This window comes from Phyllobacterium sp. 21LDTY02-6 (assembly GCF_023554255.2).
Lineage (GTDB): Bacteria > Pseudomonadota > Alphaproteobacteria > Rhizobiales > Rhizobiaceae > Phyllobacterium.
This window is the reverse complement of record NZ_JAMJWD020000001.1, coordinates 758,669-781,072: the sequence shown is the minus strand read 5'-3', so window position 1 is coordinate 781,072 and position 22,404 is coordinate 758,669. Positions and strand designations below refer to the sequence as shown.

Genomic DNA, 22,404 nt, shown 5'->3' with positions numbered 1-22,404 from the left:
TTCGGCCTAGATGATCAATCCCGCAATCGCATCGTTTTCCGTAATGTCCTGATAGGCCCAGCCCGCTTCGTCGAAGCGCTTGAACAGTGCATCGAAATTGCTCCTGTGCCTGGTTTCGATGCCGATGAGGACGGAACCGAAATTGCGGGCCGACTTCTTCAGATATTCGAACCGCGCGACATCGTCTTCCGGGCCGAGCAGGTCGAGGAAGGAGCGCAATGCGCCGGGCCGCTGCGGAAAGCGGAAGATGAAATATTTCTTCAGGCCCTCATAGCGCTGCGACCGCTCCTTCAGTTCCGGCAAGCGCTCGAAATCGAAATTGCTGCCGGATATGACCAGAACCACATGCTTGCCGCGAAGATCGCCCTTCTTGAAATCCTTCAAGGCGTCGATGGCGAGCGCCCCGGCGGGTTCGACGACGATGCCCTCGATGTTGAGCATTTCGAGAATGGTCGAACTCAATCGATTTTCCGGAATCAATGTCACATCTTCCGGCCGGAAGTGCTTGAGAAGCTTGAAGTTTTCCTTGCCGATCTCACCGACCGCCGCGCCATCGACGAAATTGTCCACCGCATCGAGGCGCACGCGCTTGCCGGCTTCGAGGCTGCGCTTCAGGCTGGGCGCGCCCGCCGGTTCGACGAAGCGGAATTGCGTCTTCCAGCCGATATCCGCGAGGTAGCGGGTAACGCCGCCGGAGAGCCCGCCGCCGCCGACGGGCAGGATCATCAGGTCCGGGCGGCTCTTCTCCGGCAGCTCGCGCGAGATCTCGTAGGCGACGGTGGCCTGGCCGGTGATGATGTCCGCGTGGTCGAAGGGCGGCACCATGATTGCGCCGGTCTGTTCGGAATAATCGCGCGCAGCGGCGTAGCATTGGTCGAAAATATCGCCGACCAGCCTGATTTCAATGAATTCGCCGCCAAAACTGCGTGTCTTGTCGATTTTCTGCTGCGGCGTGGTGACGGGCATGAAAACCACGCCCTTCCGGTTGAAGTGCCGGCAGATGAAGGCAAAGCCCTGGGCATGGTTGCCGGCGGAGGCGCAGACGAACGAGGCGTCGCCATCCCTATGGGCGGCGAGATATTGCGATATGAAATTGAACGCGCCGCGTATCTTGTAGGAGCGGACCGGCGAAAGATCCTCGCGCTTCAACCATATATGCGCACCATATTTCTGCGACAGATAATGATTGAGTTGCAGGGGTGTCTCGGGAAACAGCGTGCGCATCTTGTCGGCGGCGCGCGCCACATGATCGGTAAAGGCAGTCATAGAAACAGTTCAACCTTCTTGAAAGTTCTGACGTCGATAATCCCCAAATCGGAAATACGCAATTCCGGAATGACCACGAGCGCCAGCAGCGAATGCTGCATGTAGGCATTGTTCAGGCTGCAGCCCATGGCGCGCATCGCAGCGACGAGTTTGTCCGCCTTGGCGGCAACCACTTCGGCTCTTTCATCCGACATCAGGCCGGCGATCGGCATTTCAACCAGCGCCAGTTCCCGTCCCTTCGAGTAGATGACGACACCGCCACCGACTTCGCCGAGACGATTGGCGGCCTTGGCCATGTCCTCCTTGTTGGTGCCGACGACGATCATGTGATGGCTGTCATGGGCGACGGTCGAGGCGATGGCGCAGTCGAGCGTATAGCCGAAGCCCGAAACGAAGCCGTTGACGACCTTTCCCGTGCCGCGATGCCTCTCGACGAGGGCGATCTGGCAGATGTCGTTGCGGCGGTCCATCTGCACCACGCCGTCGGAAATCGCGAGTTCGGCTTCGAGCGCCCGCGTCGGAGCCTGGTTTTCGATGACGCCGATGACGCGCGCCGTTGCGGTCTTGCCGGGTTTCGGCGCCGCGATGTCGAAATCCCTGGCGCGCAGGGTCTTGCCGAGCTTGATCGTGTTCCGTGCATAGGAAGGATAATCATAGGCGGGTATGTCGATGAGCAGCTTGCCGCGCTCCGCCACCAGTACGCCCCTTGCATAGACCCGGTCGATGGTGAGATTGGCAAGGTCGGAGACGATGAGGAAATCGGCGAGACGCCCCGGCGTTATCGAACCGATCTCGCGCTCCAGCCGGAAATGCTGCGCCGTGTTGAGCGTTGCCATCTGAATGGCCGTGACGGGCTTGAGGCCCTGGGCGATGGCGTGGCGCACCACCCTGTCCATGTGGCCTTCATTGACCAGCGTGCCGGAATGGCTGTCATCGGTGCAGAGGATGAAATTGCGCGGATCGAGCCCCTGTTCGGTGACCGCCTTGATCTGGCTGGCAACGTCATACCATGCCGATCCGAGCCGCAGCATGGCCCGCATGCCCTGGCGCACGCGGGCGATCGCGTCTTCCATGCGCGTGCCCTCGTGGTCGTCCTCGGGACCGCCGGCCACGTAGCCATGGAACGCCCTTCCGAGCTCCGGCGCCGCATAATGCCCGCCGACCGTCTTGCCTGCCCGCACCGTCGCATCGATGCCGCCGCGCATGGTGGCGTCATTGGCGGCGACGCCGGGAAAATTCATGACTTCGCCGAGGCCGACGATGTTGGGCCAGGTCATGGCTTCTTCTATGTCCTGCGGGCTGATCGCCGCCCCCGCATTTTCGAGGCCGGGCGCGGACGGAACGCAGCTCGGCATCTGCACATGGACGTTGATGGGCATGGCCAGCGCTTCGTCGTGCATCAGCCTTACGCCCTCGATGCCGAGGACATTGGCGATTTCATGCGGATCGATGAACATGGAAGTCGTGCCATGCGGAACGACCGCCCGCGTGAACTCGGTGACGGTGACCATGCCGCTTTCGACATGCATATGCGCATCGCAGAGACCCGGCACCAGATAGCGCCCGGCCGCATCGATCACCTTGGTCGTCGGTCCGATGCAATGCTGCGCGCCCGCCCCGACGAAGGCAAAGCGCCCGGCGACGACCGCGATGTCCACGCCGGCGATGATCTCGCCGGAATAGACGCTGACGAGCCTGCCATTGCGCACCACGAGATCGGCCGGCTGCCGCCCCATGGCCACATCGACGAGCAGAGGGGCGGAGTGGGTCCAGTCGGCTGGCCGATTGGCCGCGTTCGATCGTTTCGCCACAGTTTCACCTCGCTGAATTTCGGTTTCAAATCACATGCTACACCAAAAAACTTCGCGCAATGCACTTGCCGATTGTTTTGTCGAAATTATTAGCCGAAGCCCATGAAACGCTTGACATACCCTGGTTGCTCGCTTCCGATAGACTATTGTGCGCGGACTGGATTCTGGCGGGTCAAGGAGGAACGGCCTTGCCGGACGTAAAAAGGCGCAAAAAGAATGGGACTGCATCACTGGGAGGAGTTCGGATGCACAAATTTGGTATGACACTCGCGGCAACGGCCGCCCTTGCACTATTCGCCGGCAGCGCTTTCGCGCAGGCCTATCCCGAGCGCAGCATCACCATGGTCGTGCCATTCTCGGCTGGCGGTCCGACCGATACGGTGACGCGCCTCGTGGCGGAAGCGATGTCCAAGGATCTCGGACAGCAGATCATCGTCGAGAATGTCGGCGGCGCCGGCGGCACGCTCGGTGCCTCGCAGGTGGCCAAGGCCGAGCCTGACGGCTATACCCTGCTCTTGCATCATATCGGCATGGCGACCAGCGCCACGCTCTATCGCAAGCTGCCCTATGATACGCTCAATGCGTTCGAATATGTCGGCCTTGTCACCGACGTTCCGATGACGATCGTCGCCAAGAAGGATTTCGAGCCGACCGATCTCAAGGGCCTGGTCGAATATGTGAAGGCCAATGGCGACAAGATCAGCCTTGCCAATGCCGGCATCGGCGCGGCGTCGCATCTGTGCGGCATGCTGTTCATGAACGAGATCAAGGTCCCGCTCGTCACCGTGCCCTACAAGGGGACGGGCCCGGCGATGACGGACCTCCTCGGCGGGCAGGTCGATCTCATGTGCGACCAGACCACCAATACGACCAAGCAGATCAAGGGCGGCACGATCAAGGCCTATGCGGTCACCTCGGCCAAACGGCTGGATGCGCTGCCGGACCTGCCGACCGTAGCCGAAGGCGGCCTGCCGGGCATGGAAGTCGGCATCTGGCACGGCGTCTATGCGCCGAAGGGCACGCCTTCGGACGTCACCCAGAAGCTCTCCGCCTCGTTGCAGAAGGCGCTGAAGGACCCGAATGTCGTCGCCCGTTTCGCCGAATTGGGCACCGTGCCCGTTACCGATGCCGAAGCAACGCCGGACGGCCTCAAGTCCAAGCTCGAGAGCGAAGTGACGCGGTGGAAGCCGATCATCGAAGCGGCCGGCCAATACGCCGACTAGCGGGAGTTCGGGGCTGGAGCCCCTCAGGCTCCGGCCCCCTGATGTCATAAGAAAGCCGGGAAACGGCAATTGGGGGACGAATGAAATCCTTGAGTTTCAGCGCGCGCGACCTTGTGTGCGGGATCGTTTTCATTCTCGTCGGGCTGGTGTTCGGCGCGCAGGCATTCGGACTGGAGATAGGCACGGCGTTCCGCATGGGACCCGGCTATTTCCCGCTCGTCCTTTCCGGCATTCTCGTGCTGCTCGGCGTGATCGTCATCGTTCAATCGACGCAGGTCGAACATGAGCCGATGGGCCCGATCGCCTGGCGCGGCATCCTGTTCATCCTGCCGGCACCGATCATTTTCGGCCTCACCATACGCGGCCTCGGCTTCGTTCCCTCGCTGTTCCTGACGGCAATGGTGGCGGCATTCGCCAGCCAGCGCATGCGCCCGGGCACGGCGCTGCTTCTCGTCGGCGGCTTGACGCTGTTCTCCGTCATCGTCTTCAGCTATGCGCTCGGCCTGCCGTTCCGGCGTTTCGGCCCCTGGCTCGGCCAATAGGAGCGGGCCATGGATCTCATCAACAACCTCGTCCTCGGCTTTGCCACCGCCGGCCACCCCTGGAACCTGTTCTTCTGCTTCATCGGCGTCATCCTCGGCACGCTGATCGGCGTCCTGCCCGGCATCGGCGCGACGGCGACGATCGCCATGCTGCTGCCGATCACCTTTCAGCTCGAGCCGGTCTCGTCCCTGATCATGCTCGCCGGCATCTATTACGGCGCGCAATATGGCGGTTCCACCACCGCGATCCTGATCAACATGCCGGGCGAATCCTCCTCGGCCGTGACCGCGATCGACGGCTACCAGATGGCGCGCAAGGGACGCGCCGGCGCAGCGCTCGCCATAGCGGCGATAGGCTCGTTCTTTGCCGGTACCGTATCGACGGTGCTGGTCGCCGTCTTCGCCCCGCCCCTCACCTCCATCGCGCTGCAATTCGGCTCGGCGGAATATTTCTCGCTCATGATCGTCGGCCTGGTCTCGTCCATCGCCCTCGCCCATGGATCGGTGGTCAAGGCGCTGGCGATGGTCGTTCTCGGCCTGCTGCTGGGGCTTGTCGGCACGGACATCTATACCGGCACGCCGCGCTTCAATCTCGGCATACTCGAACTGTCCGACGGGCTGAATTTCGTCGCCGTCGCCGTCGGCGTCTTCGGCATCGCCGAGATCCTGCGCAATCTCGAAAACGAGACCGACCGCGACGTCGTCATCAAGAAGATCACCAATCTGTGGCCGACGCGGGAAGACTGGAAAGGCATGGTCGCGCCGATCCTGCGCGGTACGGCTATCGGTTCCGCGCTCGGCATCCTGCCCGGCGGCGGCGCCATTCTCGCCTCCTTTGCCTCCTACACGGTGGAAAAGCGCATGTCGGACCGGCCGTCCGAATTCGGCAAGGGCGCCATTGCCGGTGTCGCCGGGCCTGAATCCGCCAATAATGCCGGCGCGCAGACGTCGTTCATCCCGATGCTGACGCTGGGCATCCCGGCCAATCCGGTCATGGCGCTGATGATCGGCGCGATGATCATCCAGGGCATCGTGCCCGGCCCGAATGTCGCGACCGAACAGCCGGCACTGTTCTGGGGCATTATCGCCTCGATGTGGATCGGCAATCTCATGCTGATCCTGCTCAACCTGCCATTGATCGGGCTCTGGGTGAAACTCCTGACGATCCCCTATTACATGCTGTTCCCGGCGATCATCGCCTTCTGCTCGATCGGCGTCTACAGCGTCAATTCCAACGTCTTCGACCTCTATGCCGTCGCCTTCTTCGGCCTGATCGGCTACGGCCTTTCGAAATTGCGCTGCGAGCCGGCGCCGCTGCTGCTCGGCTTCGTGCTTGGCCCATTGCTGGAGGAGCATCTGCGCCGGGCAATGATCATGTCGCGCGGCGATCCTTCGACCTTCGTCACCCGGCCGATAAGCCTGACGCTGCTGCTCATCGCCGTCGCAGTGCTCATCATCGTGCTGCTGCCGAGCATCCGCAAGAAGCGCGACGAGGTCTTCGTCGAGGAGGCCTAAGGCCTGGAAAGGATGAAGTAGCTCACTTCTTCGCTGCTCGAAGGGTAATATTTGTAGGGCAGCGTGACGTGCTTCATTTCGGTAGCCGCCGGCGGCTTCAGCCCGGCGCTCTCCAGCAACGCGACGACCCGCGGGTTCGGCTCATGGCCGAACCAGACGACCAGCATCGGAAACTGGATCTGCTCCAACGCGTTGGGCATCTCGAAATGGATCGGCTGCAGCTTCGTATCCGAAAGGCGCAGATTGCCGGGCAATTGCGGACCATCCGACATGACGCTGCGATAATCGCCGGACTGGCGCGTCTGCGCGAACAGCCCGGCATAGTCGAGCTGGCCGATCGACGGCTTGTTGCCGTCCCGCGCATAAAGCAGGTTGACCGCCAGCACGGGAACGACGAGCAAGGCACAGGCCACGCCGACGAAGCCGTAGCGCTTGAGCGCCGCAAGGCCGGCAATATTGCGGTGGATGACGATCGCGAAGAACAGCGGCGAAAGGAACAGCACCGGCTGCAGCCAGCGGTCCTTGACCTGGGCCGCGCCACTGATCAGCACGCCGACAAGCACGATCGACAGCGCAAGGATCAATATGCGCTTGACCAGTTCCTCGCCATCATGCATCGGCCGGTCGGGCACGACCTTGTTGTTGCGGCCGCGCAGCGCCTCGATCCCGAATATCGCCAGCGCGACGCCGGCGAAGAGAATGCCGTTGAGCACCAGTTCCCAGGCGCCGTGCAGCCGGCTCAGGATGAAATTGCCGCCATCATTGATCTGGAACTTGTCCGCCCGTGCCAGGGCATTCTCCGTATGCTCCAGGCTCCACAAGGCAGTCGGGCCGATGGCGACGAGGAATACCACCAGCGTCACCAGGCTGCGCCGCGACAGGAGCACGGCCCGGTAGGCCGGTATCGACAGGCCGGCGATCACGATGGCGACCATGAAGAAGGCGGCGTTGAACTTGCCGAGAAGCCCGGCCGCCAGCCCGAGCCCCAGCAGGGCGGCGGAGAGCCACGAGCGCGATTTCATGTGCCAGGCAAAGGCGAGGAAGGCCCAGGCGCAACCGGTCGTTCCCGCCACCGAATGGGTCAGCGTACGCTGCGACTCCCAGGCGATCTGCGGCAGCATGAACACGCCGAGCATGCCTGCCGCAGCCACCGCCTTCGGCAGGCCGAGCAGCCGCGCGCCGAAATAGACACTGAGAAACAGGCTGGCGAGCATGCTGAACTTGACGAGATAAAGCGTCGCAAGGCTGATGCCGAAAATGCCGGCCGCCATGCTGTTGATCCAGGTATAGAGCGGCGCCTGCGACCCGCCATATCCGGCCTGAAGCGCGCCGATATAGGCGAGCTGCTCCGCATCATCCAGGCCTGCGCCATTGGAAATGCTCGTCAGATAGAAAATCTGAAAGGCAAAATAGAGCAGAATGAACAATATTGGCCAGTTTTCGAGCCAAAGATTGTTGCGCGCTGTTTGTTCAGGAATGGGCGTCATTTCATCTTATTAATGTTGCGGGGTGTGTTCTAGTCTAGTTCGCGGACCGAATCTACCCAATAAGCGACGATATCCATTGCCGGAGCATTGCGATCCGCAACCGGCGGTTTCAGCGCGAAAGTGTGAAAAACGTCGTTGACGGATGCGCCGGAACCAAGGAAAAGCATAGTCGCGCGGACGTGGTGAAACCGGTAGACACAACAGACTTAAAATCTGTCGGCCCCAGGCCGTGCGGGTTCAAGTCCCGCCGTCCGCACCAAGCCATGCAGGAGCCGGCACTCGCGCCCGGCTCCTGCCTTGCTCGTTCATCCACAGCCATGTCGCCCGATTGCAGTAGACATGCACTTGCCCGCGCCCGCATGTCGGCAAGCGCAGCCATCATATTTTCACCGAGAACTGCACCGGCGACGGCGCGGAGATGAGCAAGATCAAAAAATAGCACCCTCTCGCCAATTGACGAACTGACATTAAGAAAGTATCACCATGATACATATTGGCAGTAAGGATGCTGCTGGTTAGGGGGAATGTTGACCAGCACACAGCCGTGGAACCCAGGGCAAGCGACGACTGAAATACGAGCGATAGCGCGCAGCAATAAACTGGATCTTTCCTACAAGCTGCATGCGCGAGAGCGTCTGGCAGAACGCAATCTTATTGCCTCCGATGTCTTGTATGCGCTCAAGAATGGCTTTGTGTTCCAGGCCCCTATTCCGGCAACACGTCCCGGACATTATAGATATCGCATGGAGTGTAGAACGCCGAACAGTGGAAGTCGAAGTATTGGGGTCGTTGTTATCCCTTCTAAGGCAGGATGCCTTATTAAGATTGTATCGGTCATGTGGATCGATGAATGACCGGATGGTCAACTGGAGTTAATAGGATGAGTGAACACCATTACACGGAAAGCGGATTGAGCAATGTCTACATCAGTGGGATTGCTGTTGAGCTGGATGATGATGGCGATGAAACCATCACCATCCCTGCAATCAACGAGCTTCATTGCGTGATTGCATTGGGGATCGTAAGCCATGACAAAGGCATGAGCGGCGCGGAACTACGCTTCCTGCGTTCAGAAATGGGCCTAACTCAAGCCGAATTGGCAAAAACCGTTCACCGCGACAAACAGTCGATTGGCCGGTGGGAAAGAGGCGAGATAGAAATTGACAGCCCGGCTGAAGCCCTAATTCGTCGGTTGGCAATCGAAAAGCTTCAACTTCCCACCGATGCCGGGATAGACGAGTTATCCCGTCGCAGCATCCCTACGGTTGAAACGCAAACGATCAACATACGAAAGGTTGACGAGCGCAACCACCAGTATGAATTGATGGCTGCTTGAACAAACAGTCGGTCGCAGACGTCCGCACCAAGCTCTGCAGGAGCCGGCATCGCGCCCGGCTCCTGCCTTGCTCGTTCATCCACAGCCATGTCGCCCGATTGCAGTAGACATGCACTTGCCCGCGCCCGAGCCGGCATTTAGGTTCATGTTCCCCGCAAGGAGAACTTGAATGACGAATGACGTGATCACCGCGGCAATGCTCGCGATCGGCGATGAACTGCTTTCAGGCCGGACCAAGGACAAGAATATCGGCCATCTCGCGGATATCCTGACTGCCGTCGGCATCGATCTCGAAGAAGTGAGGATCGTCCCCGACGACGAGGATCGCATCGTCGAGGCCCTGAACGCGCTGCGCCAGCGCTATGATTATGTGTTCACGTCGGGCGGCATCGGCCCTACCCATGACGACATCACCGCCGATGCCATCGCCAAGGCCTTCGGCGTACCCTGCGAACATGATCCCAAGGCGCTGGAACTGCTTGGCGCAAGCTATGCCGCGCGCGGCATCGAATTCACCGAGGCACGCAAGCGCATGGCGCGCATGCCGCGCGGCGCCGAACATATCGACAATCCCGTTTCCACCGCGCCGGGTTTCCGCATCGGCAATGTCCATGTCATGGCCGGGGTGCCTTCCATCTTCCAGGCGATGCTCGACAATGTCGTCCCGACGCTGAAGGTCGGCAAGCAGCTTTTGTCCCGCACCATAGATTGCCCCTTCGGCGAAGGCACGATCGCCGAGCCGCTGGCCGAGATCCAGAAGCAATATCCGCAGGCGATCATCGGCTCCTATCCGAAATACCAGGACGGAACCTTCTGGACCGAACTGGTCGTCCGTGCGCGCGATCTCGATGTGCTTGTCGCCGCGGAAACGGCCGTGCAATCTATGATTGCATCATTGCACCAGAACAACGCTAACAGGTCTGCCCCATCAGGCGTATAATGCAAATGTCTGATTTCGAGTGACGCAACGCATGGAGGCCAAAATGGCATTTCGCACGATCATCGCATTCATCCGGAGCGAACGCGAGGCACGCCGCGTAATGGGTGCTGCGCGGCTGATTGCGCCTTCCAGCGGCCAGTCGCACATTATCGGGCTCTATACGATACCCTCACCCGTCGTCTATGCCGACCCCACGGGCTTTGCCGATACCACGCTGTTTGAAGCGCACGAGCAGCGGCACAAGGAGAATGCCGAGGCCATCATGGCGCTGTTCAACGCCGAAATGGCGACGAGCGGCGGCTCGCACGAGTTCCGCATCGTTCGCGCCGAGAGCAGCAGCCCCTCCGCCGGCGTGACCCAGAGCGCGCTGCGCGCCGACATCATCGTCGCCGGCCAACCGGACCCCAACGATCCCGATACCGTCAATGACGTGACCGACCCGCTGGTTATGGAGAGCGGCCGCCCGGTGCTGTTCGTACCCTACAAATCTTCCCTGCCCGAAAAGATCGAGCGTGTCGTCGTCGCCTTCAACGGCAAGCGGGAGGCTTCCCGCGCGGCTTTCGATTCGCTGCCTTTGATCGTCGATGCCGAGAGCGTCGAGATCGTATGGATCGATCCGAAGAAGACCACGGATCCCAACATGGAAATCCCCGGGACACCGCTTTCCGATGCGCTGCGCCGCCACGGGGTGAACGTGAAGCCGAGCACCATCGAATCCAATGGCGAGGCCACGGACAAGATCCTCAGGAAGCGGATCGAAGAGAATGACGCCTCGCTCTTCGTCATGGGTGCATTCAGCCAGTCGCGCTTGAAGGAATGGGTGTTTGGCGGCGTCACCACGTCGATCATGACGGACATGCCATGTCTGACGTTGATGTCGCGCTAGGCCCGGTTTCACCCGGTGGCAATGGCGCATAATCCACAGGCGACTGGCATGGCAGCGCAGGATCGGCGCAAGCCGCTTGCCTTCCACGCCGTTTTCCCGTTATTGCGGGCCGATGTGAGCGCAAGTCGCTCGGCGATCAATCGATGGAGTTCGCGCCATGTCACTGCCTGACAAAGCCTTTCCGGTCTCCTGGGACCAGTTTCACCGCGATGCGCGCGCTCTGGCGTGGCGCGTGGCCGGCATGCAGCGCGAGTGGCGGGCCATGGTGGCCATCACCCGCGGCGGACTTGTGCCGGCGGCCATCATCTGCCGGGAACTGGGCATCCGCATGATCGAGACGGTCTGCATCGCCTCCTATCATGATTATGACGAGCAGGGCGAACTCAAGGTATTGAAGGATGTCGATGCCCGCCTGCTCGAGAACGAAGGTGACGGCGTCCTCGTCATCGACGACCTGACCGATACGGGCAAAACGGCGGCGGTCGTGCGCGCCATGATGCCCCGCGCACATTTTGCCACCGTCTACGCCAAGCCGAAGGGGCGTCCGCTGATCGATACTTTCGTCACCGAAGTCTCGCAGGACACCTGGATCTATTTTCCCTGGGACATGGGGCTGGTCTATCAGGAACCGATCACCAAGGGCCACAAGGGCTGACGACCGGGACATTGCCGGTCAGCCAGCCAAGCTCCCTCACCGCCCAAGCCGCGTCCAACTTCTCAAGCGGACCATGTTCAGTCGCATTTGCGACCGCCGGCACGCATTCGACGTGATATCGGAACAAGTCGTCCGGATGATCCTTCATTCGGGTGTCACACTGGCGTGCTAGTCATTTTGGAATCTTGAAAATTTATCAGGAACCATGTCCAGGGTCCGTCGTTGTGGTATTTTTGCACTGCTGTTCAAAGAATGGCCACAACTGCCGGTTAGTGACGCCCGTTTGGGTCATCAACAATTGCTAATCGCGCGAATCGGTCCAAAATCACGCAGCAAGACAACGAAATGAGTGAAGCCTTGAATATTATGTATCAAGACGAGCTCGTAACCGCCAAGCGGATCGAGACCCCGAATGGAAGGGTCCGCCAGGTTGCCGCCCTCGTCTACAGGTTGAAGAAACAGGTACCGGAGGTGTTGCTGATCACGAGCCGCGGCACCGGGCGCTGGGTGCTGCCCAAAGGCTGGCCACAGGTGGGCAAGACGTTCGTTCAATCGGCCGAAGCGGAAGCCTATGAGGAAGCCGGCGTTCGCGGCGAGACCTACCCTGTGCCCGTCGGCACCTACACCTATGAGAAGCACGATGTGTGCGAGGGCGAGAATGGCGACTTCACCGTCGATGTCTTCCCTCTCCTTTTCGAGCGCCAGGAAAAGAAATGGCCGGAGCGCGGCGAACGTCGCCTCGACTGGTTCAGCCGCGAGGAAGCCGCGCAGCGCGTCGAGGAGCCGGGCCTGAAAGAACTCTTGCGCAGCTTCGATCCGAATGCGGTCGTGGCTGGCTGATATTTTTCATTGTCTTTGGATGCGCCGGCGGCATCCATCGGTCTTTCGTAGCGACGCCGACGCATCCCGTCGCAACATTGCCCGAAAATAATTTCGTTCTCCCCGTTATCCACATATGTGACACACAAGATGTTGCGTCATAAATTCGTCAGAAACTAATTCTTGACGCTGTGACCCGAGTCATTTTTTATGTAATCCGTTGCGTTGGTGGCGTGGCCGGAGTTTGTAGCCGGTCTTCATTTTCCAGTTAGAACAACGTTTTAACGCGGTTTCCACACGGGTCCGCGAGCAGCGATACATGTGCGAAAATGGAGGTTTCCCAAAGCAGGATCGAGGTGGACAAATTTAGCTGTTAACACTATATTTAGTGTTTGCAGCCATCATAACCACCAGATAGTGTTGAATGCCTTCAAGGCAGGAATCAAAGACGACGCATCGGGAATATGAACCGCCCGGAAGAGACCACGCCGAGATAACAGGCGGTCGGGAAAACCAGGGCGAAGCAGCCGGCTTTCGGATTCGAAGGCGGGATCAGAGGAATTGTGTCTGACGCGCCAAGTCTTCACACGGCGCCGATTGGACACTATATATAGAGACGAGGACGAAGAAATGCGGATCGAACGGCGCTTCACGAAAGAGAACCAGTCGGCCTATGCGGAAATCGAATTTCGCGTAGCGACCAGCGAGATCAAGAATCCGGATGGATCCGTTGTGTTCCGCCTGGAAAATATCGACGTCCCGGCTCAGTTCAGCCAGGTTGCGGCAGATATCCTTGCCCAGAAATATTTCCGCAAGGCAGGCGTGCCTGCGCGCCTGAAGAAGGTCGAGGAGAACGCCGTTCCTTCCTGGCTCTGGCGTTCGGTCGCCGATGAAGAGGCTCTGGCGGAGCTGCCGGCCGATCAGCGCTACGGTTCCGAAATGGATGCGCGCCAGGTGTTCGATCGCCTTGCCGGCACCTGGACCTATTGGGGCTGGAAGGGCAAGTATTTCGACAGCGAGGCCGACGCCCTCGCCTTCCGCGACGAGCTTGCCTATATGCTGGCGACGCAGCGCGTGGCGCCGAATTCCCCGCAATGGTTCAACACCGGCTTGCATTGGGCCTATGGCATCGATGGTCCGGGCCAGGGTCACTATTACGTCGATCCGGATACCGGCAAGCTGACGAAATCCAAATCCGCCTATGAACACCCGCAGCCGCATGCCTGCTTCATCCAGTCCGTCGCCGACGATCTGGTCAATGAAGGCGGCATCATGGACCTATGGGTGCGCGAAGCGCGACTGTTCAAATACGGATCGGGCACCGGCTCCAACTTCTCGCATCTGCGCGGCGAAGGCGAAAAGCTTTCGGGCGGCGGCCGCTCCTCCGGCCTCATGTCCTTCCTCAAGATCGGCGACCGTGCTGCCGGCGCAATCAAGTCCGGCGGCACCACCCGCCGCGCGGCCAAGATGGTCGTCGTCGATGTCGATCACCCCGATATCGAGGAATATATCGACTGGAAGGTCAAGGAAGAGCAGAAGGTGGCGGCTCTCGTCACCGGCTCGAAGATCGTCAAGCAGCATCTTGCCGCCATCATGAAGGCCTGCGTCAATTGCGAGGCGGACAATGGCGATTGCTACGATCCGCTCAAGAACCCCGCATTGAAGCGCGAGATCAAGGCCGCGAAGAAGAACCAGGTTCCTGAAAACTACATCCAGCGCGTCATTCAGTTCGCGCGGCAGGGTTACACGGATATCGACTTCAAGACCTATGACACCGACTGGGACTCGGAAGCCTATCTGACGGTTGCCGGCCAGAACTCCAACAATTCGGTTTCGCTCAAGGACGAGTTCCTGCGCGCCGTGGAGAATGATGGTTCATGGAACCTGACGGCCCGCAAGGACGGGCGTGTGATGAAGAGCCTCAAGGCACGCGATCTTTGGGAAAAGATCGGTTATGCCGCCTGGGCTTCGGCCGATCCGGGCCTGCATTTCAACACGACGATGAACGATTGGCACACATGCCCGGCGGCTGGTCCGATCCGCGCCTCCAATCCGTGCTCGGAATATATGTTCCTGGACGACACGGCCTGCAATCTGGCGTCGATCAACCTCCTCACCTATCGCGGCAAGGATGGCAAATTCGATATTGCCGGCTATGAGCACACCGCGCGGCTCTGGACCATCGTTCTGGAAATATCGGTGATGATGGCGCAGTTCCCCTCGAAGGAAATTGCCCGCCTCTCCTATGAATACCGCACGCTGGGCCTCGGCTATGCCAATATTGGCGGCCTGCTCATGACTTCCGGCATTCCCTATGACAGCGATGAAGGCCGTGCCATCTGCGGTGCGCTCACCTCCATCATGACGGGCATTTCCTATGCCACATCGGCGGAAATGGCCAAGGAACTCGGGGCATTCCCGAACTACACGCCGAACGCTGCCAATATGCTGCGCGTCATCCGCAATCATCGCCGTGCCGCCTATGGCGAAAGCCAGGGCTATGAGGGTCTGGCCGTCAATCCGGTTGGCATTGTCGCCGATCATTGCCCGGAACAGGCGCTCATTACCCATGCGCGCTCCGCCTGGGACAAGGCGCTTGAGCTCGGCGAGAAGCATGGCTACCGCAATGCCCAGGCGACGGTCATCGCCCCCACCGGGACCATTGGCCTCGTCATGGATTGCGATACGACCGGCATCGAACCGGATTTCGCCCTGGTGAAGTTCAAGAAGCTCGCCGGCGGCGGCTACTTCAAGATCATCAATCGCGCAGTACCCGAAGCGCTGCGCACGCTCGGCTATTCCGAAAGCCAGATCGCCGAGATCGAAGCCTATGCCGTCGGCCATGGCAATCTCAATCAGGCGCCGGCGATCAATCCCGGCTCGCTGAAGGCCAAGGGCTTCACGGATGAAATCATCGCCAACCTGAATACGGCGCTGAAATCCGCCTTCGATATCAAGTTTGCTTTCAACAAATGGACGGTCGGCGAAGCTTTTGCCAAGGATGTCCTCGGCTTCACCGATGAGCAGCTCAACGATTTCTCGTTCGAGATGCTGCCGGCGCTCGGCTTCACCCGCAAGGAGATCGAGGCTGCCAACGTCCATGTCTGCGGCGCGATGACGCTTGAAGGCGCGCCTTTCCTGAAGGAAGAGCACTATCCGGTGTTCGATTGCGCCAATCCGTGCGGCAAGATCGGCAAGCGCTATCTTTCGGTGGAGAGCCATATCCGCATGATGGCGGCTGCCCAGCCCTTCATTTCCGGCGCGATCTCCAAGACGATCAACATGCCGAACGAAGCGACCGTGGACGATTGCAAGTCGGCCTACATGCTGTCGTGGAAGCTGGCACTCAAGGCGAACGCGCTTTATCGCGATGGTTCCAAGCTGTCGCAGCCGCTGAATTCCTCCCTTCTCGCCGATGACGAGGAGGACGAGGACGATGCTGTCGAGGCGCTGATCGATGCACCTGCGGCAGCCCGCGCCGTGCAGGTCACCGAGAAGATCGTCGAGCGCATCGTGGAGAAATATGTCCATGATCGCGAGAAGCTGCCGAACCGCCGCAAGGGCTATACGCAAAAGGCCGTGGTCGGTGGCCACAAGGTCTATCTGCGCACCGGCGAATTCGACGATGGCCGCCTTGGCGAGATCTTCATCGACATGCACAAGGAAGGCGCTGCCTTCCGGGCGATGATGAACAATTTCGCCATCGCGATCTCGCTGGGCCTGCAATATGGCGTGCCGCTGGAAGAATATGTGGAGGCCTTCACCTTCACCAAATTCGAGCCGGCCGGCATGGTTCAGGGCAATGATGCGATCAAGAATGCCACGTCCATCCTGGACTATGTGTTCCGCGAACTGGCCGTCTCCTATCTCGATCGTCATGATCTCGCCCATGTGGACCAGTCGGATTTCTCCAATACCTCGCTTGGACGCGGTATATTCGAAGGCAAGGCCGAGCCTGTATCCAAGGGCCTGACTCGCGGTGCGAGCCTGACGGTCGTTGCACCGGCCAAGGCCGACCCGAAGGGAACGGCCGCTCCGTCCAACGCCTCGAAGCTGGCCGTGTCTTCAAACGTCACGGCGCTGAACAGGTCCGCGACTGCCTTGGCCACCAAGCCTGTCGTGGCAGCCGTCAGCCAGGAATCCTCTGCCTTCAAGCGCGATTATGAGGAGCGTACGGAGACTGAACTCAGCCCTTCGGCCGCACTCTTCGAGAATGAAGATGCAGAAGCCGCCGCCGAAGAGGCGAAGGCAGCGGCCAAGAAGGTGATTTCCGACCGCCGCATCAAGTCGATGATGCAGGGTTATACCGGCGACAGTTGCTCGGAATGCTCGAACTTCACGATGGTGCGCAACGGCACCTGCCTGAAGTGCGATACATGCGGCGCCACCAGCGGCTGCAGCTGATTGGCGAGATCAAAATGATTTCCTAAAATGCTTTTGCCGGTGTTCGAAGCAACTTGAATTCATCCACCGGCAACGAGATAGTCATAAAGATAGGAACTTGTTCTCACTTGGAATACGAAATACCTCCTGCACGTGGGCGGTGGGCTTTGAGACGGAGTGAATGGCATTATTCTTGGGGCACCTTTGCACCGAGAGATCCAGCATAAACAGGAAATGGGGATTTTGATTACAAATTGAACACACAGCGTCGGTTGGGGGTGCCGATTGTCACTACGTAGGAGTAATGTGCATGCCGACCTTCGGATTTTCCGCCTACTTGAAGCTTTGCGCGTCGAACGAGAGACCTCAGCGGTCGATAATTCGAGAGCGTCTTTCTCCCGTGAAAAGTGAAGGATATGACTTTCACAGATCTTTACGACTTCGAACGCAACGGGTGATGAAGGGTAGTCACTCTCTAGCAGAGGTGCTGCAATCACTATCTGAGATCAAGATGCCACACGAACGAGAGTCCGTAAGGCGTGGAATTCAAAGCCTGACAAAATGGCGCGACTTGAATCCTAGTAAGATTTTTGAGGTCGCGCCAGCCACCTACGAAAGTCCTAACGCAATATTCAAAGTCAAGTACACGCCCGATTTTGGAGTACGCGTGAACGGTCGAAATACCGCAATCCATATCTGGAACACTAAAACACCCGAACTCTCGCATCGCGTTGTATATTCAGCGTTAGCAATTTTCAGCGATCACTACAGGAACACATCCCTAAGCTCACTTGATGATATCGCCGTTCTCTCGCTACGTGACGACACGCTCTATCATTTAGCTCTGAACGCTGAAGCAGCCTTTCTTGGGCGCGCGATGGTGGCGCGCATCGAAGCGCAGTTCGATCGGACAAGAGACGAAATAGACGGTGTGCGACCAGATTCTGAACCAATTCAGCGTCAGTGGTAGATAGCGTCGACATGGCATCAATCAAGACGCCATGCCATCTGTATTGGACGGCAATCATGCCGGCATCGGGCTCAGTTCGGGATCATTGACCGACTGCGCCTTTTCGGCCCTGCGCGCCGCCCGCGACAGGATACCCTGCCGATTGACCGATTTCCGCTCCGCATCGATACGGTGGATGAGGATTTCCGCCCGCTCGATGGAGCCGAGCAGCGCGAGTATGGTGCCGCGCTCCGCAGCACCGGCATTCGGACCAAGCGCCAGGGTTCGCGCGCGCAGTTCCTCGACGTCGGGGATACTGACATGGCCAGCCGGCATCGGCGGATTGGCGACGCCGTAGTCCGGCAGGATTTCCTGCAGCGAAGCGTCGAGCTTGTTGAGCGCAACATCGACGATTGCACGCGCTTCCGAACCGAATGCCTCGCGGCGCACACGCCGGGCTACCTGATGCAGCGACTCGGTCAGGGCCGCCGTGAAATCGGCCTCCTCGATCAGGCTCGCCACCAGATCGAGCTGCTCGTAAGGCAGGTCTTCCTTCATGAGCGAAGCCGTATATTCGCGTATGTCGCGGCTGAGGATGTCCGTGGCGAGATAGTGCTCGCCGGGATCGGACGGAGCCGACTTCGACGAGCGGGCGATATCGAGGAACATCGCCCCGGCCTGCAGGTGACGCGCCGTCTCCTGCTGGACAGCCGGGATTGCCTTGGCGAAATCGCCTGCAAGTTTCCGGTCGAGGAACTTCGGGGTCGAATAATCTTCCGCATCCTCGGCATCGGTACGGCCGATCCGCGCCAGAACATGTTCGAACACGCCGACGAACGGGAAGAGCAGTGCCGTGTTGAAGACGTTGAAGAAGGTGGAATAGAGACCGACCGCAACGGGAACAAGCGGGAATGTCTGCTTGCCTTCCACCACCACGGGCACGCCCGGGTCGCCACCGAACCACTGCATTGCCCAGGCCAGGACGTCGATCGAGACGAAGAACAGTGGCACGGTTATGCAGACGCCGATGATATTGAACGACATATGCGCATAGGCGGCGCGTTTTGCATTCCTGGACAGGTTCAGCGATGCGATCCACGAAGTGATGGTTGTTCCAAGGTCGGCGCCGAGCGAAAACGCGACGGCGGTCGTCCAGTCGAGCACGCCCGCGGCGCCGAGACCCATCACGATGCCGATCGTCGCCGATGAGGAATGGATCATCGCGGTGACGCCGGCTGCGATAAGCACGCATTTGATCAGGTTGAAGTATGAATCCGCCTGCAGCGTCGAGAGGACGGACATGACCTCGGGAATATTGCGCAGCGGGCGCAGACCGCCGGTCATCAGATTCAGGCCGTAGAAGATCAGCGCAAAGCCCATGCAGGCGAGCGCGATGTTGCGCAGCTTTTCGTTCTTGGAGAAGCAATAGACCAGGGAGAACAGGCCGGCAAAGATCAGCCCCAGCGGTCCCAGCGGCAGGGCGATCAGGCCATTGCCGAGCGTGGTGCCGATATTGGCCCCCATGATGACGCTGATGGCCGGTCTGAGGCCGACGACGCCGGCATTGACGAGGCCGACGACCATGACAGTCATCGCCGTCGAAGATTGGATCACGCCGGTGATCAGCGTCCCGGCAACGACACCCTTGATCGGCGTGCCGGCTGCCTTGGCCAGGAATGCGCGCATCTTGTTGACCGAGAGCGCCTGAATGCCGTTCGACATGAACTCCAGGCCGAGCATGAATATTCCGAGCCCGCCAATGACAGGCACGAGAATATCCTTGAAAATATCTATATCCATTTTGTCCTATCCCCACAGCGCCGAGGCGCGATCCGTATTTTCCCGCATCTGGGCGCGGGCCTGCTCCGGGCTGCCATTGCGTTCAATGTCCAGCCGCGGGTTGTCTCAGCCAATATTGCTTGATCTCACTCACCAGCGGCTCCGATAGCGGCACATACCGAAGCGCCTCGGCATCCCTGGCCCCAGTATCGAATGCCAGGCGGAAATAATCGTGGACGCGGCGATAGCGCCCCGGCGATTGCCCCTCGATCGGCACGACCGCATAGGTAGCCCCGCAGATCGGATATGTCGCCTCACCCGGCTGGTCCGTCAGAGAGACGGCAAAATCCTGGGCCTTCGACCAATCGACAGCGTCCTGCGCCGCCCTGACGCCTTCCGGACCAGGGCTGACGAACCTGCCCGCCCGGTTCAGGATGGCGGCGAATGCCAGATTGGCCCGCTCGGCCTGGCCATATTCGGCATAGGCGATTGCACCTCGCGTCGCCTTCACCGCAAGAACAAGATCCTGCGTGCCCTCGACGCCCGTGCCGACCGGCCAGGCAATCAACGTGTCGGCGCCATATCCGGCCTTCCATTCAGCGCTGGCGGACGACAGATATTGCGTGAACATATGGGTCGTGCCGGATCCGTCCTTGCGATACATCGGCAGAATCTTGACGTCTGGAAGCTGCAGGTCGGGATTGATCTCCTTGATGGCCGGATCGGCCCAGGACTGTATCTTGCCGAGGTAGATATCCGCCAGGACCTGACCGGACAGTTTCAGGTCGCCGGCTGCAATGCCCTCGAGATTGACCGCTACGGCCACGCTGCCCAGCACGATCGGAAACTGCTGGCGCCCATGCTTCACCAGTTCATCATGCGATATCGGAACGTCGGTCGCGGCAAAATCGAGTTCCGGCTGATCAAGCCGCATCACCCCCGCCAGCGAACCGACGAGTTCGTAGTCCACCGTCCAGTCGGGTGAGGCGAAATCGCCACCGTCGACGCGCGACGCCCGGTAGTTCTCGGCCCATTTTGCTATGATCGGCGCTGCAAATGTCGAGCCCGCGCCCCGGATCGGCTCTGCCCGAGCGCTCGAGCCCAGAAGCAGGCCGATCATCAACAGACCCGCTCCAAATAAAGCCGCTTCAAGACCGGAGCAGACCGCGGCCAGTTGCAAACGGCTGCGCAGCAAGAAACATTCCATTATCGACGCCTCGTAGTCATAAACATCGTAAAGTTGCAGGGAGACCGGAGGCCACCCGTTCAGAGAGCATATGAATGTTCGGGCGCTGTTCTTTAAAACTAATGCCAGTTTCTCAGTAACTTGGTTTGTTGAAACATTGATGACAGGGCGCTGTCGTGCCGACGCAATCCGGCCATATCAGGCGCAGATATGCCAAGGGCCCGACAGGGATCTTGTCAGGCCCAGGGGCAACGAATCTGATCGAAGCTGCGCCAGCTTCGGCGGAGCCAAGTATCAGCGATGATTGAAATTTCGCAGCCCGGACACCGCATTTGCGTGGGCGTCGAAGCCTTCATAGGTTGCGAACCTGTGGGTATGCGGCGCCATCTCGGCATATCCCTTTGCCGTCATGTGGCCGATGGATGCACTCTTCATGAAGTCATGCACGCCCAACGGCGAGTGGACATGCGCCGCACCCGATGTCGGCAGGACGCAATTCGGCCCCATCATGTAGTTTGCAATCGATCCCGGCGCATATTCCCCGAGCAGGATTTCGGAGGCATTGCGGATTTCGGACAGGTGATCGAACGGCTGCTTCGACAGAATTTGCAGGTGCTCCGGCGCATAATCATTGACGAAGTCGTAGGCCTCCTGCTGCGACGAGGCAATGACGATGCCGCCGCTCGACCCGCCCAGCACGGTCGCCGAGAACCCGGCGCGCTTGCTGCTCATCTTCTCCCAATAGGCCGGTATGGCCTGTCGCACCTTCTCGGCAAAATCACGATCCCACGTCACCAGAAAGGCAGAACTGTCGGGGCCGTGCTCGGATTCGATCAGCAGGTCCAAGGCAGCCATCCGGGGGTCGGTCGTCTCGTCGGCCAATATGATGATTTCACTCGGCCCGGCAGGCAGGCGCGAGGCGATCTTGCCTTGCAGCAGCCGCTTGCCGGCCAGGAACCACGGGCTTCCCGGACCCTCGATCTTGTGGCACCTCGGTATGCTGGCAGTACCGAATGCCGCCGCAGCCACCGCCTGCGCCCCGCCCACCCGGAACACTTTCTCGACGCCCGCGATGCGCGCCGCGACGAGCGTCGCCGCATCGACCTTGCCGTCCGGTCCGGGCGGCGTCAGGATGATGGGAAGCTTCACGCCGGCAACAATGGCGGGGATGGCGGTCATCAGCGTTACAGAGGGAAACGAGCCCTTCCCCCTCGGCGAATACAGCGCGGCGCTGTCGATCGGCGTATATCGCTCGCCGACCAGCACGCCGGGGCGGATCTCCTTGATCCACATGTCGCCGGGCAATTGCGCTGCATGGAAGCGCCGTATGTTGTCGGCCGAATATTCGAGCGTCTCGATCATCTCGGCATCGAGGGCCTTGAATGCCTCGTCGAATTCGCTCTCCTCGACGGCCAGCCTGCCGGGGTCGAGCGTCACGCCATCGAACTCGCGGGCAAACCGCACCAGCGCCTCGTCGCCTTCGCGTCGCACCGCCTCGATGATGGGCGGCACCCGCTCGAGGAAATAGGACAGGTCGTCCTCGGCGCGAAGCAGGAGCGCGTTGCGCTCTTCCGCAGTGAGGGCAGCAAGATCATGGAGCGCTATTGCGTGGGTCATGTGGTGTCTT

General features: G+C 59.9%; 17 protein-coding genes and 1 tRNA gene. 12 read left to right on the top strand and 6 right to left on the bottom strand.

What is annotated here, in order from left to right:
• Positions 1 to 6: 6 nt before the first annotated feature.
• Together ilvA and ade are read right to left on the bottom strand one after the other, a co-directional pair.
• Positions 7 to 1,266 (bottom strand): threonine ammonia-lyase IlvA, encoded by a 1,260-nt coding sequence (gene ilvA, locus M8997_RS03665; RefSeq protein ID WP_250013779.1) that lies wholly within the window; start codon positions 1,264 to 1,266, stop codon positions 7 to 9.
• Positions 1,263 to 3,002 carry an adenine deaminase gene (gene ade, locus M8997_RS03660; protein ID WP_256473179.1) on the bottom strand — a complete coding sequence of 580 codons (1,740 nt, stop codon included), beginning with the start codon at positions 3,000 to 3,002 and terminating at the stop codon, positions 1,263 to 1,265. Before ade ends, ilvA begins: the two co-directional genes overlap by 4 nt.
• Before the next feature lie 320 nt (positions 3,003 to 3,322).
• Between ade and M8997_RS03655 the strand changes: the two genes are divergently transcribed.
• The 3 genes from M8997_RS03655 to M8997_RS03645 all read left to right on the top strand — a co-directional run bounded on the left by M8997_RS03655 (position 3,323) and on the right by M8997_RS03645 (position 6,357).
• Positions 3,323 to 4,300, top strand: coding sequence for a tripartite tricarboxylate transporter substrate binding protein BugD (locus M8997_RS03655; RefSeq protein WP_250013773.1), 978 nt, complete (start codon positions 3,323 to 3,325; stop codon positions 4,298 to 4,300).
• Positions 4,301 to 4,380: 80 nt separating this feature from the next.
• Positions 4,381 to 4,842 carry a tripartite tricarboxylate transporter TctB family protein gene (locus tag M8997_RS03650; protein ID WP_250013770.1) on the top strand — a complete coding sequence of 154 codons (462 nt, stop codon included), beginning with the start codon at positions 4,381 to 4,383 and terminating at the stop codon, positions 4,840 to 4,842.
• 9 nt (positions 4,843 to 4,851) lie between these two features.
• Entirely contained in the window at positions 4,852 to 6,357 is a 1,506-nt protein-coding gene (locus tag M8997_RS03645) for a tripartite tricarboxylate transporter permease (protein WP_250013754.1), read from the top strand.
• On the opposite strand, the gene M8997_RS03640 is transcribed toward M8997_RS03645, so the two are convergent.
• On the bottom strand, positions 6,354 to 7,844 hold the full coding sequence (locus M8997_RS03640; protein WP_250013753.1) for a glycosyltransferase family 39 protein: 1,491 nt from the start codon (positions 7,842 to 7,844) through the stop codon (positions 6,354 to 6,356). The genes M8997_RS03645 and M8997_RS03640 overlap by 4 nt on opposite strands.
• Positions 7,845 to 8,017: 173 nt before the next feature.
• Between M8997_RS03640 and M8997_RS03635 the strand changes: the two genes are divergently transcribed.
• The 9 genes from M8997_RS03635 to M8997_RS03600 all read left to right on the top strand — a co-directional run bounded on the left by M8997_RS03635 (position 8,018) and on the right by M8997_RS03600 (position 17,833).
• Positions 8,018 to 8,103, top strand: a tRNA-Leu gene (locus tag M8997_RS03635).
• 265 nt (positions 8,104 to 8,368) lie between these two features.
• On the top strand, positions 8,369 to 8,698 hold the full coding sequence (locus tag M8997_RS22215) for a DUF4258 domain-containing protein (protein WP_371929483.1): 330 nt from the start codon (positions 8,369 to 8,371) through the stop codon (positions 8,696 to 8,698).
• Between the two features lie 26 nt (positions 8,699 to 8,724).
• Positions 8,725 to 9,180 carry a DNA-binding transcriptional regulator gene (locus M8997_RS03630; RefSeq protein WP_250013751.1) on the top strand — a complete coding sequence of 152 codons (456 nt, stop codon included), beginning with the start codon at positions 8,725 to 8,727 and terminating at the stop codon, positions 9,178 to 9,180.
• A 169-nt stretch (positions 9,181 to 9,349) separates the two neighbouring features.
• Positions 9,350 to 10,120 carry a competence/damage-inducible protein A gene (locus M8997_RS03625; RefSeq protein WP_250013749.1) on the top strand — a complete coding sequence of 257 codons (771 nt, stop codon included), beginning with the start codon at positions 9,350 to 9,352 and terminating at the stop codon, positions 10,118 to 10,120.
• Positions 10,121 to 10,163: 43 nt separating this feature from the next.
• Positions 10,164 to 11,006: a universal stress protein gene (locus M8997_RS03620; protein ID WP_250013747.1), complete on the top strand. Its 843-nt coding sequence runs from the start codon at positions 10,164 to 10,166 to the stop codon at positions 11,004 to 11,006.
• A 157-nt stretch (positions 11,007 to 11,163) separates the two neighbouring features.
• Positions 11,164 to 11,661, top strand: a complete 498-nt coding sequence (gene gpt / locus M8997_RS03615; protein ID WP_250013746.1) for a xanthine phosphoribosyltransferase — start codon at positions 11,164 to 11,166, stop codon at positions 11,659 to 11,661.
• A 345-nt stretch (positions 11,662 to 12,006) separates the two neighbouring features.
• Entirely contained in the window at positions 12,007 to 12,501 is a 495-nt protein-coding gene (locus tag M8997_RS03610; RefSeq protein ID WP_250013744.1) for an NUDIX hydrolase, read from the top strand.
• Between the two features lie 609 nt (positions 12,502 to 13,110).
• Complete coding sequence (locus M8997_RS03605) at positions 13,111 to 16,884, top strand: vitamin B12-dependent ribonucleotide reductase (protein WP_250013742.1); 3,774 nt, start codon at positions 13,111 to 13,113, stop codon at positions 16,882 to 16,884.
• Between the two features lie 436 nt (positions 16,885 to 17,320).
• Positions 17,321 to 17,833 carry a hypothetical protein gene (locus M8997_RS03600; protein WP_250013739.1) on the top strand — a complete coding sequence of 171 codons (513 nt, stop codon included), beginning with the start codon at positions 17,321 to 17,323 and terminating at the stop codon, positions 17,831 to 17,833.
• 54 nt (positions 17,834 to 17,887) lie between these two features.
• On the opposite strand, the gene M8997_RS03595 is transcribed toward M8997_RS03600, so the two are convergent.
• The 3 genes from M8997_RS03595 to hisD form a co-directional block, all read right to left on the bottom strand.
• Positions 17,888 to 19,612, bottom strand: a complete 1,725-nt coding sequence (locus M8997_RS03595) for a Na/Pi cotransporter family protein (protein ID WP_250013737.1) — start codon at positions 19,610 to 19,612, stop codon at positions 17,888 to 17,890.
• Between the two features lie 82 nt (positions 19,613 to 19,694).
• Complete coding sequence (pstS, locus tag M8997_RS03590; RefSeq protein ID WP_250013736.1) at positions 19,695 to 20,786, bottom strand: phosphate ABC transporter substrate-binding protein PstS; 1,092 nt, start codon at positions 20,784 to 20,786, stop codon at positions 19,695 to 19,697.
• 285 nt (positions 20,787 to 21,071) lie between these two features.
• Positions 21,072 to 22,394, bottom strand: coding sequence for a histidinol dehydrogenase (gene hisD, locus M8997_RS03585; protein WP_250013734.1), 1,323 nt, complete (start codon positions 22,392 to 22,394; stop codon positions 21,072 to 21,074).
• Positions 22,395 to 22,404: the final 10 nt, after the last annotated feature.

What these genes read in the sequence shown, in the direction of transcription:
- ilvA (WP_250013779.1), bottom strand. Translation starts at nt 1,266, where the DNA reads ATGACTGCCTTTACCGATCATGTGGCGCGCGCCGCCGACAAGATGCGC.
- ade (WP_256473179.1), bottom strand. Translation starts at nt 3,002, where the DNA reads ATGGGGCGGCAGCCGGCCGATCTCGTGGTGCGCAATGGCAGGCTCGTC.
- M8997_RS03655 (WP_250013773.1), top strand. Translation starts at nt 3,323, where the DNA reads ATGCACAAATTTGGTATGACACTCGCGGCAACGGCCGCCCTTGCACTA.
- M8997_RS03650 (WP_250013770.1), top strand. Translation starts at nt 4,381, where the DNA reads ATGAAATCCTTGAGTTTCAGCGCGCGCGACCTTGTGTGCGGGATCGTT.
- M8997_RS03645 (WP_250013754.1), top strand. Translation starts at nt 4,852, where the DNA reads ATGGATCTCATCAACAACCTCGTCCTCGGCTTTGCCACCGCCGGCCAC.
- M8997_RS03640 (WP_250013753.1), bottom strand. Translation starts at nt 7,844, where the DNA reads ATGACGCCCATTCCTGAACAAACAGCGCGCAACAATCTTTGGCTCGAA.
- M8997_RS22215 (WP_371929483.1), top strand. Translation starts at nt 8,369, where the DNA reads ATGTTGACCAGCACACAGCCGTGGAACCCAGGGCAAGCGACGACTGAA.
- M8997_RS03630 (WP_250013751.1), top strand. Translation starts at nt 8,725, where the DNA reads ATGAGTGAACACCATTACACGGAAAGCGGATTGAGCAATGTCTACATC.
- M8997_RS03625 (WP_250013749.1), top strand. Translation starts at nt 9,350, where the DNA reads ATGACGAATGACGTGATCACCGCGGCAATGCTCGCGATCGGCGATGAA.
- M8997_RS03620 (WP_250013747.1), top strand. Translation starts at nt 10,164, where the DNA reads ATGGCATTTCGCACGATCATCGCATTCATCCGGAGCGAACGCGAGGCA.
- gpt (WP_250013746.1), top strand. Translation starts at nt 11,164, where the DNA reads ATGTCACTGCCTGACAAAGCCTTTCCGGTCTCCTGGGACCAGTTTCAC.
- M8997_RS03610 (WP_250013744.1), top strand. Translation starts at nt 12,007, where the DNA reads ATGAGTGAAGCCTTGAATATTATGTATCAAGACGAGCTCGTAACCGCC.
- M8997_RS03605 (WP_250013742.1), top strand. Translation starts at nt 13,111, where the DNA reads ATGCGGATCGAACGGCGCTTCACGAAAGAGAACCAGTCGGCCTATGCG.
- M8997_RS03600 (WP_250013739.1), top strand. Translation starts at nt 17,321, where the DNA reads ATGAAGGGTAGTCACTCTCTAGCAGAGGTGCTGCAATCACTATCTGAG.
- M8997_RS03595 (WP_250013737.1), bottom strand. Translation starts at nt 19,612, where the DNA reads ATGGATATAGATATTTTCAAGGATATTCTCGTGCCTGTCATTGGCGGG.
- hisD (WP_250013734.1), bottom strand. Translation starts at nt 22,394, where the DNA reads ATGACCCACGCAATAGCGCTCCATGATCTTGCTGCCCTCACTGCGGAA.